This is a genomic window from Amycolatopsis sp. NPDC047767, from assembly GCF_040704195.1.
Taxonomy (GTDB): Bacteria; Actinomycetota; Actinomycetes; order Mycobacteriales; family Pseudonocardiaceae; genus Amycolatopsis.
Map to the genome: position 1 here is coordinate 233,778 of NZ_JBEYSJ010000007.1, position 15,783 is coordinate 249,560.

The following is a 15,783-nucleotide window of genomic DNA, read 5'->3' on the forward strand; positions in this document are numbered from 1 at the left end:
CTCCATTCAGACAAAGGGGTCACAGCGATGACGACTGCAGCAGGCCTGTCCCGCCGTCATTTCCTGCGCAACGCCGGCCTCGTCGGCCTGGGAGCACTCGGTTCGAGCAGCTTCCTCGCCGCGTGCGCCACCTCGGCCTCCAACGGCCCGGTGAAACAGGCCGCCGGTGCGGTCACCGTCCAGTCGAACCTCTCCTCGCCGCAGGCGAAGGTCGCCATCGAGGCGCTCGCCAAGGCGTTCGGGGACAAGGGCGGCGCGACCGCGACGGTCAACACCGTCGCGTCGGAGACCTTCCGCACCCAGCTGCCGAGCTACCTGACCTCGGCGAACCCGCCCGACACGTTCACGTGGTACCCGGGTTCGCTGCTGTCGGGTTACGCGAAGAAGGGCCTGCTGCTCGACGTCGGCGACGTGTGGCAGACGATGGGCAACTACTCCCAGGCCATGCGCACCCTCTCGGGCGACGGCGCGGGCCACCAGGTCTTCGTGCCCACCAGCTACTACTGGTGGGGCTTCTTCTACCGCAAGTCCAACTTCGCCAAGTGGGGCGTGAAGCCGCCGACGAACTGGAGCGAGTTCCTCGCGCTGTGCGAGACGTTGAAGGGCAAGGGCATCTCGCCCATCGGCCTCGGCGCGGGCGGCGGCACGCAGTGGACCGCCTCGGCGTGGTTCGACTACCTCAACATCCGCATCAACGGCGCGCAGTTCCACCGCGACCTGCTCGCCGGGCGCGGCCGCTTCGACGACCCGAAGGTCAAGAAGATCTTCGACCCGTGGCGCCAGGTGCTGCCCTACACCGACCCGAACGGCACGGCGCTCGCGTTCCAGGACGCCACCACCGTGCTGCTGCAGGGCAAGACCGGCATGGTGCTCACCGGCACCTTCTTCGCCGACGCCGCCCCGAAGAACGCGATCGACGACCTCGACTTCTTCCAGTTCCCGATCCTCGACCCGAGCGTGCCCGTCGCCGAGGAAGGCCCGACCGACGGGTTTTTCGCCAGCGCCCGCACGCCGCACGTGGCCGAGGTCAAGGAGTGGTTCAAGTACGTGGCCACGCCCGAGGCGCAGGAGCTCTACATCAAGAACTCCTCCGGCACCGTGCTGCCCGCGAACCCGTCGGCCAAGGACTCCGGTACGCCGCTGGTCCAAAAGGGACGGAAGCTGCTCAACGACGCCAAGGAGCTCACGCAGTTCTTCAACCGCGACTCCTCCGACGCGCTGCAGCCGACGGCCGACGCCGCCCTGATCCGCTTCATCCAGAAGCCCAACGAGCTCGACTCGATCCTGAGCGACTGGCAGACGGCCGCGGCGAAGGTCTGGCAGGGGCAGTCCTGACATGGCGGTGCTCGCTGCCCCGGTGAAGCGTCGACGGCGCGCGGTCCGCCGCGTGCCGCCGACGCTCCTCCTGTTCGTGCTCGTGCCCGTCGCTGTCGAGGGCTTCTGGGTCTTCTGGCCGGCGCTGCAGGGGTTCTACCTGTCGCTGACCAACTGGGACGGGGTCTCCGCACCGACGTTCGTGGGGCTCGACAACTACGCCGAGATGCTGTCCGACGACATCTTCGGCACGGCCGCGCTCGACACGGTGATCTGGATCGTGCTGTTCGGCGGGTTGTCGGCGGCCGGTGGGCTCGGGCTCGCCATGCTGCTCAACCGCGAGCGCAAGGGCGTCGGCTTCTACCGGGCCGCGCTGTTCACGCCCGTGGTGTTCTCGCTGGTCGCGACCGCGCTGATCTGGCAGGCGATCTACCAGCCCGACGGCGTGTTCAACAACATCCTCGGCGCGATCGGCCTGGACAGCTGGAAACACTCGTGGCTCGCCGATCCCGACACGGCGCTCTACGCGGTGCTGGTGCCGGCTTTGTGGCGCCAGCTCGGTTACGTGATGGTGCTGTACCTGGCCGGTCTCAAGGGCATCGACCCCGCGCTGTACGAAGCGGCCAAATTGGACGGTGCCACGGCCTGGCAGCAGTTCCGGCACGTGACGTGGCCGCAGCTGCGCAGCGTCAACTCCGTGGTCCTGTCGGTGATCATCATCGACTCGCTGCGGTCGTTCGACGTGGTGTGGTCGATGACGAAGGGCGGGCCGTACCACTCGTCCGAGCTGCTGAGCACCTACATGTACTCCACCGCGTTCCAGTCGCTGCGGCTCGGTTACGCGTCCGCGCTGGCCGTGGTGATCTTCGTCCTCGCGTTCGGTGTGATCGTGACCTACCTCGTGCGAGCGTTCCGGGAGGACCAGTGAGCGTGACCACGACCCGGCCGGCAGCTCCTGCCGCGCCGGAGGAACGAGTCCCGGCCAAGCGCGGCCACGGCAAGCAGGGCCGCACGTTCGGTTTCCACCTGGTCGCCGGCGGCCTGTCGGTCCTGTGGCTGCTGCCGATCGTGCTGGTCATCACGACCAGCGTCCGGTCCTTTTCGGACATCGCGAGCAACGGCCTCGGCGCGCTGCCGCACTCGTTCGACCTCAGCTCGTTCGGTGAGGCGTGGGGCGTCGGCGGCGGTGGCCACGCGATGCTCAACAGTTTCATCGTCACGATCCCGACCGTGCTGCTGTCGCTGCTGCTCGCGTCGGCCGCGGCGTTCGCGCTGAGCCGTTACCAGATCCCGTTCCGCCGCACGATCATCCTCGTGATGCTGTCGGGCAACCTGCTGCCGCCGCAGATCCTGCTGGTGCCGGTGTCGAAGCTGTCCGAGCTGCTCGGCATCTACGACACGCTCACGGCACTGATCATCGTGCAGGTCGGCTTCGGGCTCGGCTTCTACACGTTCGTGCTGCAGGGTTTCATGCGGTCCATTCCGGACGAGATCCAGCAGGCGGCGCTGATCGACGGCGCCGGGCCGATCGCCATCTTCTGGCGCATCATCCTGCCGATGACCCGCCCGGCACTGGCGGCGCTCGGCGCGCTGGCGTTCACCTGGACGTTCAACGACCTGCTGTGGTCGATCACCGTGCTGCGCACGGAAACCGTGATGCCGGTGACGCCGGCGTTGCTCGGCCTGCAGGGCCAGTACGTGTCCAACTGGAACGTGATCGCGGCGGGTTCGGTGATCGCCGCCGTGCCCACCGTGGCCGTGTTCCTGCGGTTCCAGAAGCACTTCATCTCCGGGCTCGCGATCGGGGCGATCAAGTGAACCAACGGTGGACACTCGAACTCGAGTCCACTTCGTACACCGTCACGCTGGAGCCGGCGAACCGGTGGCTGGAGCTCGTCGCGTGGGGTCCGCGCGGCGTCGAGCGTGGTCCGTCGCCGCTGGCCAATCGTGGTGACGTGCACTTCATCACCGACGCGGACGCCGCGCCGGTCGAGTACGCGCCGCGCGGGCTGCGGCCGTTCTCGGGCGCGGACCTTGCGGTGGCGGGGGATTCGTGGTGGCGCTTCGACGCCGACGAGTCCACCGAAACCGTGCTGCGGCTGGCGTTTGTCGACGAGGTGACCGGGCTGCGGGCGGTGCAGTGTTACCGCGCGGAACCGGGCACCGACGTGCTGTGCCGGTGGGTCGAGTTCACGAACACCGGCAGCGCGTCCGTCGAGATCGACCGCCTCGGTTCGGCGGGCGTCTGCGTGCCGACCGGACTCGACGGTGCACGGCTGACGTACCTGACCGGCCAGTGGTCGCAGGAGTTCACGCGCCGCACGACCGTGCTCGAAGCCGGCGGCTTCCGCATGGAGAGCCGGTTCGGCGTGCCGGGGCACCAGTACGTGCCGTGGCTCGCGGTGCAGGACGCGGGTGAGCCGGACGGTCCCGCGTACGGCGTTTCCCTGGCCTGGTCGGGTTCGTGGGAGCTCGACGCCGAGATCGAGCCGAGTGGTCTCACGCGCGTGCGCGCGGGCCGGCTGGCCAATCCCGGCCCGATCCGGCTTGAGCCCGGCGCCGCACTGTCCACTCCGGAACTGGCCTTGGCGTCCAGTGTGGCCGGACTCGCGGGCCTGGCCGACGTGTGGCACGCGTACTCGCGCAAGCTCGCCGGGCCGCGGCTCGAGAAGCGCCGCCCGGTGCTCTACAACTCCTGGGAAGCCACCGGGTTCGAGGTCAACGGCGCACGGCAGCTCGACCTCGCCAAGCAGGCCGCGGACCTGGGCGTGGAGCTGTTCGTGGTGGACGACGGCTGGTTCGTCGGCCGCGACGACGACACCGGCGGCCTCGGCGACTGGACACCCGAGGAATCGTCGTTCGAGGGCGGTTTCGGCGCGTTCGTCGACTCCGTGCGTGGGCTGGGCCTGGACTTCGGCCTGTGGGTGGAGCCCGAGGCGATCAGCCCGAAGTCGCAGCTCTACGCCGAGCACTCCGACTGGGTCTACCGCCTCGACGGCCGCCCGGCGACGCTGATCCGCAACCAGCTGCTGCTCGACCTCGGCAAGCCCGAGGTGTTCGAGTACGTGCGCGGAGTGCTCGACGAGCTGCTCACCGCGTACCCGATCTCCTACCTCAAGTGGGACATGAACCGGCCGCCGACCGAACGCGGCCGCCCCGGCGCGCCGGCGGCGGACCTGGACGCCGAGCACGTCGCCAACTACCACCGGCTGCTCGACCACCTGCGCACGACGTACCCCGACCTCGTCGTCGAGTCGTGCGCCGGCGGTGGTGGCCGCACGGACCTGGCGACGGTCTCGCGCAGCGACGTCGTGTGGCCCAGCGACAACACCGCGCCGCTCGACCGCCTGCGCATCCAGGACGGGTTCCTGCTGATGCACGCGCCGCACCTGATGAGTTCGTGGGTCACGGACGCACCCGGCGTGTTCGACTGGCGGCCGCGCTCGCTGCGGTTCCGGTTCGTGCTCGCGATGGCGGGCGTGCTGGGCATCGGCGCGGATTTGTCGCACTGGAACGCCGACCAGCGGGCAGAAGCCGCGGAGCTGATCGCGCGGTACAAGGCTTTGCGGCCGATCCTCCACACGGGACGGTGCCGCGTCCTTTCCGGACCGGAGAAGCCAACGGCGGCCAACCAGTACACGCTGGGCGACGAGATCGTGGTCTTGGCGTGGAACACCGGCCAGGTGATCGGCACGCCACTCGTGCCCGGTCGCTCGTCCCGCATCCGGCTGCACGGCCTCGACCCGGCCGCCGCTTACCGCGACGAGGCGGGCCAGGAGTACTCCGGCGCCCACCTCACGCACGTCGGCCTGCCGGTCGAATGGACCGCGGCGCACGACGCGGACGTGTTCGTCCTGACCCGGGTCTGAACACAGAACAACGCCCTGCCGGCTTCACCGAGCCGGCAGGGCGTTGTTCGTTCTCCGAAAGACTTACAGGTCCAGCGGCAGCACGAAGCTCGGCGAACCCGTCGGGTACTTCACGACTTCGGCCTTCCCCAGCTGACCGAGCGGGAACGCGGTGATCGTGTCGTCCGACTGCGCCGCGACGTAGCAGGTGCCGTCCGCCACGGCGAAATGGCGCGGGTGCGCGCCGCAGGGCTGGTCGGCGACGGCGGCCAGCGGTGAGCCGGCGAACGACGTGATGCAGTCCGCACCGCGGTTCGACAGGTACACCTCGGAGCCCAGGATCTCCAGCTGCGCCACGATGTTCTCGCCCTCGAAGGCGCCGTGCGTGGCCGGTGTCGAAGCCACGACCTCGAATGCGCCCGGGGACGTCTCGCGCACCGTCAGCACCTCGCTGGACAGCTCACAGGCCACGTAGGCCAGGTCCGAGCCGGCAATCCGCACGAGCTGGCGAGGCCCGCTGCCCGGGGGCAGCTTCGACACGGCGAGCGGCGACAGTGTGCCTTCGGAGGACAGCGTGTAGCTGCGGATCTCGTCCGTGCCCAGGTCCACGGCGCTCACCACGGAGCCGTCGGCGTTCGGCACGGCCATGTGGACGTGCGCGGACTCCTGGCGTGCGGAGTTCGGGCCGGTGCCGCTGTGCTGCACCAGGTCCGTGCGGCCGGTGATGCGGCCCTCACGCGACAGGCCGAACACCGCGAGGCTGCCGCCGGTGTAGTTGGCGCACAGCAGGAACCGCCCGTCGGGAGTCACTGTGAGGTGGCACGGGTGCGCGCCGCCGCTGGGTACCTCCTCGTCGAGCAAGGACGGCTCTCCGTCCACAAGCGACACCGAGCTGACCGCGCCCTCGTCGGTCTCATTGGTGGCGTAGAGCACCGGCAACGTCGGGTGCTTGACCAGCCACGACGGCGACCTCAGCACCAGCGTCGACTCCCAGGTCAGCCCCCCGGCCGAGTCCCGGCGGAACGTGGCGATGCCACTGCCCTTCCCGCCCATCTCGGCGGTGTAGCAGCCGACCAGCACGACGTCCGTCACGAGCCCTCCCTCACCATCGCGGCCACGCGGGCCCTGATGTCGTCGGCGGTCCCGCGCGTGAGCGCCGAGCCCATGCCGACCGCGACCGCGCCCGCCGCGAGCCACTCTGGCACGTCCTCGGGAGCGATTCCACCCGTCGGCACGAGCGGCGCCTGCGGCAGCGCCGCGCGCACGTCCTTGACCCACCGCGGGCCCAGCGCCGTGGCCGGGAAGACCTTCACCGCGTCGGCGCCCTCTTCCAGCGCCCGCACGATTTCCGTCACCGAGCCGGCGCCCGGGAACGCGGCCGCGCCGTACCGGTGAGCGGTGCGGATCACGGCGGCCTCGAAGTTCGGAGACACCAGGAACCGCGCTCCCGCACGGATCGCGAGCACGGCGGAGGCCTGGTCGAGCACGGTGCCGGCACCGATCACGGCGTCGGGGTACGCCGCCGTGAGCTCCTCGATCGCCGCCAGGGCACCGGAGTTGGTGAGCGGGACCTCGATCGACCGCAGGCCCGCGTCCACGGCGGCACGAGCGGCGACCACGGCGGACGCGGCATCCGCGGTCCGCACGATGCCCACGACCCCTTGCCGCAGGGCGGCGTGCGTGATCTCCCAGCGGTAGCTCATCGGTGTACCTCCTCGCCGCCACCGAGGGCGGCGCTCGTGCGGGCCAGTTCGGCCCGGTCGGGCAGTCCTTCCAGATCCGTGCGCGTGCCGACGACCAGCGCCGCCGACACCGCGCCGGCCAGCAGCGCTTCGGCGGGCGAACCACCGCGCAGCCAGGACGACAGGTAGCCGGACGTGAGCGCGTCGCCTGCGCCCACCGGGTCGACGACCTGCGTGACCAGGGTTTCCTGGCTCCACTCGTACTCGGCCGTGACCGCGCGCGCCACCTTGTCGCGCTGCTTCACCACGACCGTGCCGACACCCTTGGCGACCAGGTCGGCGGCCGAAGCGTCGAGCAGCTCCAGCTCGTCCTCGCCGGCGAACACCAGATCCGCCTGGTGCAGCAGCGGTCCCACGGTCTCGCGCCACTGCGCGGGCGACGCCAGCTTGAGCCGCACGTTGGGGTCGAACGCGATCGTCGCCCCCGCCGCGCGCGCCAGCTCGAACAACGCCAGCACCGCGTCGCGCGCGGACAGCGACAGCATCGCCGTGATGCCCGAGACCAGCACGAGCCGCGCGCCGCCGAGGCCGGCGGCGCGGACGTAGTCGGCCGACAGCGAGCACGCCGCCGAACCCGCGCGGTGGTACTGCACGTCGATGCCGCGGCCCGGGGTGTCGTCGCGCAGCAGCAGTCCGGTGAACCCGGCCGGGTCCACCTCGACGCCCGAGACGTCCACGCCTTCGGCCCGCAGCGTGCTCAGCACGGCGGCGCCGGACGAGTCGTCGCCGACGCGGCTGAGCCAGCGCACGCGGTGGCCGAGCCGCGCGAGGCCGACCGACACGTTGGCTTCGGCCCCGGCCACGGACGCGGTGAAGGTGTGCGCGCGCCGCAGCGCGACGCCGGGTTCCGCGAGCAGCAGTCGCATCGCTTCGCCCAGGGTGAGGACTTCGATGTCGTTCATCGCAGGCAGCATACCGCGTGAAATCTTAATTTAGGATTTATTCTTGACGCGACCTCCGCGACCCCGGCATGCTGCTCGCGGGCCGGACGATCACGGCCCCCTTCGGCGCTGTTTCGACGACGAAAGGTGTCGCCACATGCTCCCGCGCTCCCCACGCAGATCCCGCAGGGCACTCACGACCACGGTGGCGGTGGCCGCGGCCGCCGCCACCGTGGTCGGGCTCGCGACCCCCGCCTCCGCGGCCCCCGCCGCGCTCTTCCCGCAGCAGTCCACCGCCGCCGACCAGGGCGCCCCGGACTACTACAACTCCGGCCTGGCGCAGACGCCGTACATGGGCTGGAACAACTACTTCGGCATGCCGACCGTGACCGAGGCCGGCGTGAAGGGTGTTGCCGACTACCTCGTCTCCAGCGGCCTGGCCAAGGCCGGCTACAAGTACGTCTGGATCGACGGCGGCTGGAACGCCAAGGTCCCGCGTGACGCGCAGGGCAACCTCGTGCCCGACCCCGAGCGTTTCCCGTCCGGCATGTCCGCGCTGGTCAAGTACATCCACGACCGCGGCCTGCTCGCCGGCATCTACACCGACGCCGGCCCGTCCGACGGCAAGAACTGCGCCGCGGGCAGCCAGGGCTACTACGAGCAGGACACGAAGCGCTTCGCCACCTGGAAGTTCGACGCGATCAAGGTCGACTTCCTCTGCGGCATCGCGAACAACCTCGACCCGGCGAAGGCGTACACCGAGTTCAGCGCGGCCCTGCAGAAGGCGGGCCGCAAGATGATCCTGAACATCTGCAACCCGGTGACCGACGACTGGGGCGTGCCGCACACGCCCAGCCAGACCGCCGGCGTCTCCTACACCTTCGGCCCGCTCGTGGCCGATTCCTGGCGCACCAACACCGACGTGGCCTTCGGAACCCCGTACGAGGGGATCTACAAGGACATGCTGCGCAACGCCGACGTCAACGCGGCGCACCCCGAGGCCAACGGGCCCGGCCACTGGAACGACCCCGACTTCCTGATCCCGATGCGCAAGACCGAGCAGGGCACCCTCGAGATGAACGAGGAGGAGTCGACCACGCAGCTCGTGCTGTGGGCGGAAATGGCTTCCCCGCTCATCATCGGCTCCGACCCGCGCACGCTGCCGCAGTCGATGATCGACACGCTGAAGAACCCCGAGATCATCGCCGTCGACCAGGACAAGCTCGGGATCCAGGGCGTTCGCGTGGCTTCCAACGGCTCGACCGACACCTACAGCAAGCGGCTCTCGAAGGACGGCGACCGCGCGGTCGTGCTGCTCAACCGCGGTGACGCGGACACGCAGATGACGCTGAACTTCGCCGACGCCGGCCTCACCGGCAAGGTCTCGATCCGCGACCTGCGCGCCCGCGCCGACCGCGGCTCGGCGACCGGCACCTACACCGTCACGGTTCCCGCGCACGGCACGGCGTTCCTGAAGCTGCACGGCACGGACCTGGTGCCCGGCACCAGCGTCGCGAGCGGCGCTTCGGCCAGTCCGGCCGTGGTCCGCAGCGGCGACAAGACCGTGACGTTCACCCGCGGCCCGCTCGGTGTGCTCCAGACGCAGGGCCTCGGCAAGGGCACCTCGGTCATCGGCGGCCCGTTCCTCGGCCAGCCGGCGGCGAACGCGCACGGCTCGGCCATCGACGTCTACGTCCGTGGTCTGGACAACGCCGTGTGGCAGCTGACCTACGACGGGAAGCGCTGGGGCGCCTGGCACCGGCTCGGTGGCAACCTCACCGACTCGCCGTCCGTGACCGCCGACGGCACGCTCTACACCCGGGGCACCGACGGACAGGTCTGGACCCGCACCACCGACGGCCGCTGGTCCTCGCTCGGCTCGCCGAACGGCGCGCAGATCTACGGCCGCCCCGGCGCCGCGACCTCGACGGCCGGCACCACGGTCGCCGTCCGCACCCCGGACGACGGCGTGTGGGTCCGCACCCGCGGCACCGACGGCACGTGGTCGGACTGGACGTCGATCGGCGGCACCGTCTCGAGCAGCCCGACGCTCGTCGCGCAAGGCGACAAGGTCTCGGTGTTCGCGCTGGCCAGCGACTACACGCTGTGGCAGAACGACCGCACCGGCACCACGTGGGCCGGCTGGTTCAAGCAGCCGAAGTACCCGTCCGGCAGCGTCGTGGGCACCCTCGGCGGTGCGGCTGACGCGAATGGCGTCTGGCTCGGGGTGCGTGGTCCGGACGACCATGTCCGCGTAGACAAGCTCTGAGTACCAGGCTCTGAGCACGAGGAGGATTTGGCGATGTCCACACCAGACAACCCGACGGCCGTGGTGACCGGTGCCGCGTCAGGCATCGGCGCGGCGACGGCCCGGCGCCTGCAGGCCGACGGCTACCGCGTCGTGGGTGTGGACCTCGCCCCCCTCCCCGACGACCTCGCCGGCGTGCGCGGCGATGTGACCGCCGACGAGACCTGGGCGCAGGTCGTCGCGATGGCGGGCGAGGGCGGGGGCATCACTGCGCTGGTCAGCAACGCGTATGTACCGACCACCGGTCCGCTGCACGAGATGCCGCGCGAGCAGTGGCAGCACCAGCTCGACGTGAACCTCACCGGTTCCTACCTCGCGGTGAAGGCGTGCCTGCCCTCGCTGCGGGCCCGGCGGGGTTCCGTCGTGCTGGTGTCTTCGGTCCACGCGCGGTTCGGCCTGCCGGGCCACCCGGCGTACGCGGCGAGCAAGGGCGCGCTGGTTTCGCTGGCCCGCCAGCTCGCCGTGGAGTACGCGCCGGAAGTGCGCGTGAACTCGGTGCTGCCCGGTCCCGTGCGCACGCAGGCGTGGGACCGGCTCACCGAAGAGGACATCGAACGCAGCGCGCGGGCCACGCCCGTCGGACGGCTGGGCGACCCGGGCGAGGTCGCCGCCGTGATCGCGTTCCTGCTCTCGCCGGCGGCCTCGTTCGTCACGGGCGCCGACCTGACCGTCGACGGCGGCTGGTCGGCCGCCAAGGATTCCGCTTAGACCGCGTCTCTTAGGAAGTGGGGGTCAGGTGAAGATCACCGGTATCGAGACGTTCCTCGTCGCACCACGTTGGTTGTTCCTGAAGGTGAACACCGACGAGGGCATCTCCGGCTGGGGCGAGCCCGTGGTCGAGGGCCGCGCCGAGACGGTGCGCGCGGCGGTGCACGAGATGGCCGAGCTGCTCGTCGGCCAGGACCCGCTGCGCATCGAGGACCACTGGCAGACGTTGCGCCGCGGCGGGTTCTACCGCGGCGGGCCCGTGCTCTCCAGCGCGCTCGCGGGCTTCGACCACGCGCTGTGGGACATCGCCGGAAAGGTGCACGGGGTGCCCGTGCACGAGCTGCTCGGCGGGCCCGTGCGCGACCGCGTGCGCGTGTATTCGTGGGTGGGCGGCGACCGTCCTTCGGGCATTTTCGACGCCGTGTCCGCGCAGGTGGAGGCCGGTTTCACGGCGGTGAAGATGAACGTGGCGGGACCGCTCGCGCCCATCGCGTCACCCGCCGAAGCCAACGCCGCGCTGGCCCGGGCGCGTGAGGCGCGTGAGGCGCTGGGCCCGGAGCGCGACCTCGCCATCGACTTCCACGGCCGCGTCTCGCCCGCGATGGCGCGGCGGCTGGTGAAGATGCTCGAAGAGGTCCAGCCGATGTTCGTCGAGGAGCCGGTGCTGCCGGAGACGCAGGGAGGCGCGCTGGCGTCGGTCGTCTCCGCGTCGACGGTGCCGATCGCGGTCGGCGAACGGCTGTACTCGCGCTGGGAGTTCAAGCCGGTGCTCGACGCGGGCGTCGCCGTGGTGCAGCCCGACCCGTCGCACGCCGGCGGCATTTCGGAGCTGCGGCGCATCGCCGCGCTGGCCGAGGTCTACGGCGCGAGCATGGCCCCGCACTGCCCGCTCGGCCCGATCTCGCTGGCGGCGTCGATGCAGGTGGCCTTCGCGACGCCGAACTTCCTGATCCAGGAACAAAGTCTCGGCATGCACTACCACCAGGGCACCGAGGCGCTGAGCTACCTCACGGACTCCGCGCTGTTCCGCTTCACCGACGGCTACGCCGCGCGGCCGACCGCCCCGGGCCTCGGCATCGAGGTCGACGAGGAAGCCGTGCGCCGCGCCGACGAGGTCGGCCACCACTGGCGTTCGCCGGTGTGGCGCCTGGACGACGGCGGGCTCGCCGAATGGTGACCGACGTCGTGTGGCTCGACAACGGTGTGCTGCGGCTCGGCGTCGTCCCGGCGCTGGGCGGGCGGCTGTTGTCGCTGGCGCACGGAGACGTCGACCTGCTGTGGCGCAACCCGGCGTTGCTGAGTCCCGACCTGCAGCCGCTCGACGGTCACGTCCTGGCCCCGAACTCCGGCCGGATGGGCGACTGGGTCAACTACGGCGGAGACAAGACCTGGCCCGCACCGCAGGGCTGGGACGGGCCCGGCCAGTGGGCGGGGCCGCCGGACCCCGTGCTGGACTCGGGCCCGTACTCCGTCTCCGGCCTCACCGGGTGCTCGGTCACCCTGACCAGCGGCGTCGAACCCCGCACGGGCCTGCGGTTCACGCGCGAGCTGACGCTGGGCTCGGGCGCTTCGTACACCCTGCGGCTCACCGCGGCGAACTGCTCCGAGGCGCCGGTGCGCTGGGCCCTGTGGAACGTCACCCAGCTCCCCGGCGGCGGCACCGTCACGGCGGGCCTGACCGGCGTGCGCACCCCGGCCGTCGTGGAGCTCGTGGCGGGCACCGGAAACCCGAAGTACACAGTGGACGGTGGCACGCTCGTGGTGCCGGCGCAGGACGTCGTCGGCAAGCTCGGCGTGCCGGACACCGCGGGCTGGGTCTCGTGCACCATCGGCGAGACCACGCTCACGCTGTCCTTCGACGTCGACCCGGCCGCGGAGTACCCCGACGCCGGGTCGCCGCTGGAGATCTGGCTGGAACACCCGCTGCCGGAACCCCTCGCCGACCTGGGCGACCTCGACCCGCCGGCGCGCATCGTGGAGCTGGAGGCGCTCGGCCCGCTGACCACGCTCGCTCCCGGTGAGACGACGTCGCTGACCGTGACCGGAACCGTCTCGGGCTGACGGCTCAGGCGTTCCAGCCGGGCGCGCGCGACGTGGTTCGTGCCCGTTCGTCACCGTGAGTGCCTCCGATAAATCCCTCGCGCACCCGCGGTCGGGTGTGTCAGGCTCTCCGCCGGCTCGGTGCACGGGGTGCCGAGGCCTTCGCGAGGCCGAACCGGTGGGAGTCACTGTGATCCCACCGGCCCCGCCCACGTCTGACCTGCGCGGGTATCGTGGCCGCGTGACGGACAAGCCCCGGATTCCCAACGTGCTCGCTGCCCGCTACGCCTCGCCCGAGCTGGTGCGGCTCTGGTCGCCTGAGCAGAAGGTGGTGCTGGAGCGGCAGCTGTGGCTCGCCGTGCTCCGCGCGCAGAACGAACTGGGCGTCGAGGTGCCCGAAGGCGTGCTCGCGGACTACGAGCGCGTGATCGACGACGTGAACCTCGAGTCGATCGCCGAGCGCGAGCGCGTGACGCGCCACGACGTGAAGGCCCGCATCGAGGAGTTCAACGCCCTCGCCGGCCACGAGCACGTGCACAAGGGCATGACCTCGCGCGACCTCACGGAGAACGTGGAGCAGCTGCAGCAGCTGCGGTCGCTGGAGCTCATGCGCAGCCGTGTCGCCGCGGTGCTCGCGCGCCTGGCCGCGCTGGCCGTGGAGCACTCCGACCTCGTGATGGCCGGGCGCTCGCACAACGTCGCCGCGCAGGCCACCACGCTGGGCAAGCGGTTCGCGACCGCGGCCGACGAGCTGCTGGTCGCGTTCTCCCGCCTGGACAACCTCATCGAGCGCTACCCGCTGCGCGGCATCAAGGGCCCGGTCGGCACGGCGCAGGACATGCTCGACCTGCTGGGCGACGAGTCCACTTTGGACCTCCTGGAATCCAAGATCGCCGAGCACCTGGGGTTCCGCAACCACTTCGTGAGCGTCGGCCAGGTCTACCCGCGTTCGCTCGACTTCGACGTGCTGTCCACGCTGGTGCAGCTGGCCGCGGCGCCGTCGAGCCTCGCCAAGACGATCCGCCTGATGGCCGGCCACGAGCTCGTGACCGAGGGCTTCAAGCCGGGCCAGGTCGGCTCGTCGGCCATGCCGCACAAGATGAACACGCGCTCGTGCGAGCGGGTCAACGGCCTCGCGGTCGTGCTGCGCGGGCACCTGTCGATGATCGGCGAGCTCGCGGGCGACCAGTGGAACGAAGGCGACGTGTCCGATTCGGTCGTGCGTCGCGTCGCGCTGCCTGACGCGTTCTTCGCGCTCGACGGCCTGCTGGAGACCTTCCTCACGGTGCTGTCCGAGTTCGGCGCCTTCCCGGCCGTGGTCGAGCGTGAGCTGGATCGCTACCTGCCGTTCCTCGCCACCACGAAGGTGCTGATGGCGGCCGTGCGCGGCGGCGTCGGGCGGGAGACGGCCCACGAGGCGATCAAGGAGAACGCCGTCGGCGTGGCCCTGGCCATGCGCGAGCGCGGTGCCGAGAACGACCTGCTCGACCGGCTGGCGGCCGACGACCGGCTGCCGCTCGACCGCGGTGACCTCGACAAACTCCTCGCCGACCGGATCTCGTTCACGGGCGTGGCGCCGGCGCAGGTCGAGGAGGTGGCCCAGCGCGTGGAGACCGTGCTGGAGCGCTTCCCCGAGGCGGCGCAGTACGCGCCGGGACCGATCCTGTAAGCGGAACTGACGGGACCCGACGGAAAATCCGGCTACTGCGGAGCGAGGCTGCTTCCTAGCCTCGGGGCACTGGCGACAGAAGAGAGTCGACGATGCCCCTCGCCCGCCGTGGCCTGGTTCTCCTGCTCACCGCCGTGCTGGCGGCCGCGTGTTCGAGCGGCCCGCCGGCCGCTCCCGCCCAAGCTCCGGCGCCGGCGTGCCGGGTGGTGAAGACCCCGGTCTCGATCCCCGGTGTCGCCGCGCCCGGCCAGCTCACCGGTGATCTGTGCGCGCCCCCGAGCGGCAACGGCACCGTGCTGCTGCTCGTCGCCGGGGGCGGCGAGAACGCCGACTACTGGGACCTGCCCGAGCTGCGCTCGAACAGCCTCGTGCGCGCAGCCCTGGCCGAGGGCTACGCCACCTACGCGCTCGACCGGCTCGGCACCGGACGCTCGACCGTGCCGGCGTCGAGCAAAGCGGTGACCTACGACGCGCAAGTGTCCACTGCGGACCAGGTGGCGACGGCCTTGCGCAGCGACGCCCAGGTGTTCGGCACGACCTGGCACACCGTTGTCGGCATCGGCCACTCGCTGGGCTCCGGCACGCTGGCCGGCGTCGCGGCCAAGCACGCCGGAGTGCTCGACGCCCTGATCCTCACCGGGTACGGCGCCGCCGTGACCCCGGAAACCCTGCAGCTCGACAAGCTCTACCAGGTGCCGGCGCGGACCGTCGGGACCCGGTGGCAAGGCCTGGACGACGGGTACGTGACGGTGCTGCCGGACAAGGTCGAGCAGATCGGCCTCGTCCACGGCCCGGGCACCGACCCGAAAGCGCTACCGGTGATCGGCGCCCACCAGGGAATCCTGTCCGACACCGAGCTGTCGTCCCGGCCGCAGGGCGCCGCCGCGGCCGCGCAGGCGGCCCGGATCACGGTGCCGGCGCTGGTCGCCGTCGGCCAGTTCGACCGCCACTACTGCGAGGGCAATCCGGTGGGCGCGCCGCCGTCGCCGACGCCGCAGTGCGGTGGCGCGCCCGCGTTCCAGAGCTACGAGAAGAAGCTGCTGCCGAACGCGTGCCTCGCCACGCACCTGGTCGCCGGCAGCGGGCACGCGATCCAGGAGGAGCTCGCCGCGCCGGCGGCGAACGCGTTGTACCTGTCGTGGCTGCGAACCACCTTCGGCGGCGGAAAAGCGCAGTGCGCGGAGACCGGCCCGATGCCGTGAGCTACCTCATTTGCGAGCGCCCGCAAAGCCCGCGAGTCCCGTTCACCAGGAAACCGGTTCCGGCTCGACCA

13 protein-coding genes are annotated in these 15,783 nt (G+C 71.0%); 10 read left to right on the forward strand and 3 right to left on the reverse strand.

Annotated features, from left to right (window positions below):
• The first annotated feature begins 27 nt into the window (after nt 1-27).
• Genes AB0878_RS15830 through AB0878_RS15845 form a run of 4 tightly spaced genes read left to right on the forward strand, consistent with a single transcriptional unit; the run spans nt 28 to nt 5,183 of the window.
• Nucleotides 28-1,335, forward strand: a complete 1,308-nt coding sequence (locus tag AB0878_RS15830) for an ABC transporter substrate-binding protein (protein WP_366580362.1) — start codon at nt 28-30, stop codon at nt 1,333-1,335.
• Between the two features lies 1 nt (nt 1,336).
• Nucleotides 1,337-2,242 (forward strand): sugar ABC transporter permease, encoded by a 906-nt coding sequence (locus AB0878_RS15835; RefSeq protein ID WP_366580364.1) that lies wholly within the window; start codon nt 1,337-1,339, stop codon nt 2,240-2,242.
• Between the two features lie 2 nt (nt 2,243-2,244).
• Nucleotides 2,245-3,132, forward strand: a complete 888-nt coding sequence (locus tag AB0878_RS15840; RefSeq protein WP_366580366.1) for a carbohydrate ABC transporter permease — start codon at nt 2,245-2,247, stop codon at nt 3,130-3,132.
• On the forward strand, nt 3,129-5,183 hold the full coding sequence (locus AB0878_RS15845) for an alpha-galactosidase (protein ID WP_366580367.1): 2,055 nt from the start codon (nt 3,129-3,131) through the stop codon (nt 5,181-5,183). Before AB0878_RS15840 ends, AB0878_RS15845 begins: the two co-directional genes overlap by 4 nt.
• A gap of 63 nt (nt 5,184-5,246) precedes the next feature.
• Here the strand turns inward: AB0878_RS15845 and AB0878_RS15850 are convergent, their stop codons facing one another.
• The 3 genes from AB0878_RS15850 to AB0878_RS15860 are packed head-to-tail and all read right to left on the reverse strand — an operon-like array spanning nt 5,247 to nt 7,806.
• Nucleotides 5,247-6,254, reverse strand: a complete 1,008-nt coding sequence (locus AB0878_RS15850) for a lactonase family protein (RefSeq protein ID WP_366580369.1) — start codon at nt 6,252-6,254, stop codon at nt 5,247-5,249.
• A complete protein-coding gene (locus AB0878_RS15855; protein WP_366580370.1) occupies nt 6,251-6,865 on the reverse strand; it encodes a bifunctional 4-hydroxy-2-oxoglutarate aldolase/2-dehydro-3-deoxy-phosphogluconate aldolase in 615 nt (204 codons plus the stop codon). The genes AB0878_RS15850 and AB0878_RS15855 overlap by 4 nt, the downstream gene beginning before the upstream one ends.
• Nucleotides 6,862-7,806 (reverse strand): sugar kinase, encoded by a 945-nt coding sequence (locus AB0878_RS15860; RefSeq protein ID WP_366580372.1) that lies wholly within the window; start codon nt 7,804-7,806, stop codon nt 6,862-6,864. Before AB0878_RS15860 ends, AB0878_RS15855 begins: the two co-directional genes overlap by 4 nt.
• 136 nt (nt 7,807-7,942) lie before the next feature.
• Here AB0878_RS15860 and AB0878_RS15865 point away from each other — a divergent pair, with 136 nt between their 5' ends.
• The 6 genes from AB0878_RS15865 (at nt 7,943) to AB0878_RS15890 (ending at nt 15,712) form a co-directional block, all read left to right on the forward strand.
• Nucleotides 7,943-10,054: a hypothetical protein gene (locus tag AB0878_RS15865; protein WP_366580374.1), complete on the forward strand. Its 2,112-nt coding sequence runs from the start codon at nt 7,943-7,945 to the stop codon at nt 10,052-10,054.
• A 33-nt stretch (nt 10,055-10,087) separates the two neighbouring features.
• On the forward strand, nt 10,088-10,801 hold the full coding sequence (locus AB0878_RS15870; protein WP_366580376.1) for an SDR family oxidoreductase: 714 nt from the start codon (nt 10,088-10,090) through the stop codon (nt 10,799-10,801).
• A 28-nt stretch (nt 10,802-10,829) separates the two neighbouring features.
• A complete protein-coding gene (dgoD, locus tag AB0878_RS15875) occupies nt 10,830-11,978 on the forward strand; it encodes a galactonate dehydratase (protein WP_366580377.1) in 1,149 nt (382 codons plus the stop codon).
• On the forward strand, nt 11,972-12,862 hold the full coding sequence (locus tag AB0878_RS15880) for a DUF4380 domain-containing protein (RefSeq protein ID WP_366580379.1): 891 nt from the start codon (nt 11,972-11,974) through the stop codon (nt 12,860-12,862). The genes dgoD and AB0878_RS15880 overlap by 7 nt, the downstream gene beginning before the upstream one ends.
• 220 nt (nt 12,863-13,082) lie before the next feature.
• A complete protein-coding gene (gene purB, locus AB0878_RS15885; protein WP_366580381.1) occupies nt 13,083-14,510 on the forward strand; it encodes an adenylosuccinate lyase in 1,428 nt (475 codons plus the stop codon).
• Between the two features lie 92 nt (nt 14,511-14,602).
• Complete coding sequence (locus AB0878_RS15890; RefSeq protein WP_366580383.1) at nt 14,603-15,712, forward strand: alpha/beta hydrolase; 1,110 nt, start codon at nt 14,603-14,605, stop codon at nt 15,710-15,712.
• The last annotated feature ends 71 nt before the right edge of the window (nt 15,713-15,783 follow it).

Coding starts and splice junctions, on each gene's coding strand:
- AB0878_RS15860 (WP_366580372.1), bottom strand. CDS start 7,806: ATGAACGACATCGAAGTCCTCACCCTGGGCGAAGCGATGCGACTGCTG.
- AB0878_RS15870 (WP_366580376.1), top strand. CDS start 10,088: ATGTCCACACCAGACAACCCGACGGCCGTGGTGACCGGTGCCGCGTCA.
- AB0878_RS15835 (WP_366580364.1), top strand. CDS start 1,337: ATGGCGGTGCTCGCTGCCCCGGTGAAGCGTCGACGGCGCGCGGTCCGC.
- AB0878_RS15830 (WP_366580362.1), top strand. CDS start 28: ATGACGACTGCAGCAGGCCTGTCCCGCCGTCATTTCCTGCGCAACGCC.
- AB0878_RS15880 (WP_366580379.1), top strand. CDS start 11,972: ATGGTGACCGACGTCGTGTGGCTCGACAACGGTGTGCTGCGGCTCGGC.
- AB0878_RS15855 (WP_366580370.1), bottom strand. CDS start 6,865: ATGAGCTACCGCTGGGAGATCACGCACGCCGCCCTGCGGCAAGGGGTC.
- AB0878_RS15865 (WP_366580374.1), top strand. CDS start 7,943: ATGCTCCCGCGCTCCCCACGCAGATCCCGCAGGGCACTCACGACCACG.
- AB0878_RS15890 (WP_366580383.1), top strand. CDS start 14,603: ATGCCCCTCGCCCGCCGTGGCCTGGTTCTCCTGCTCACCGCCGTGCTG.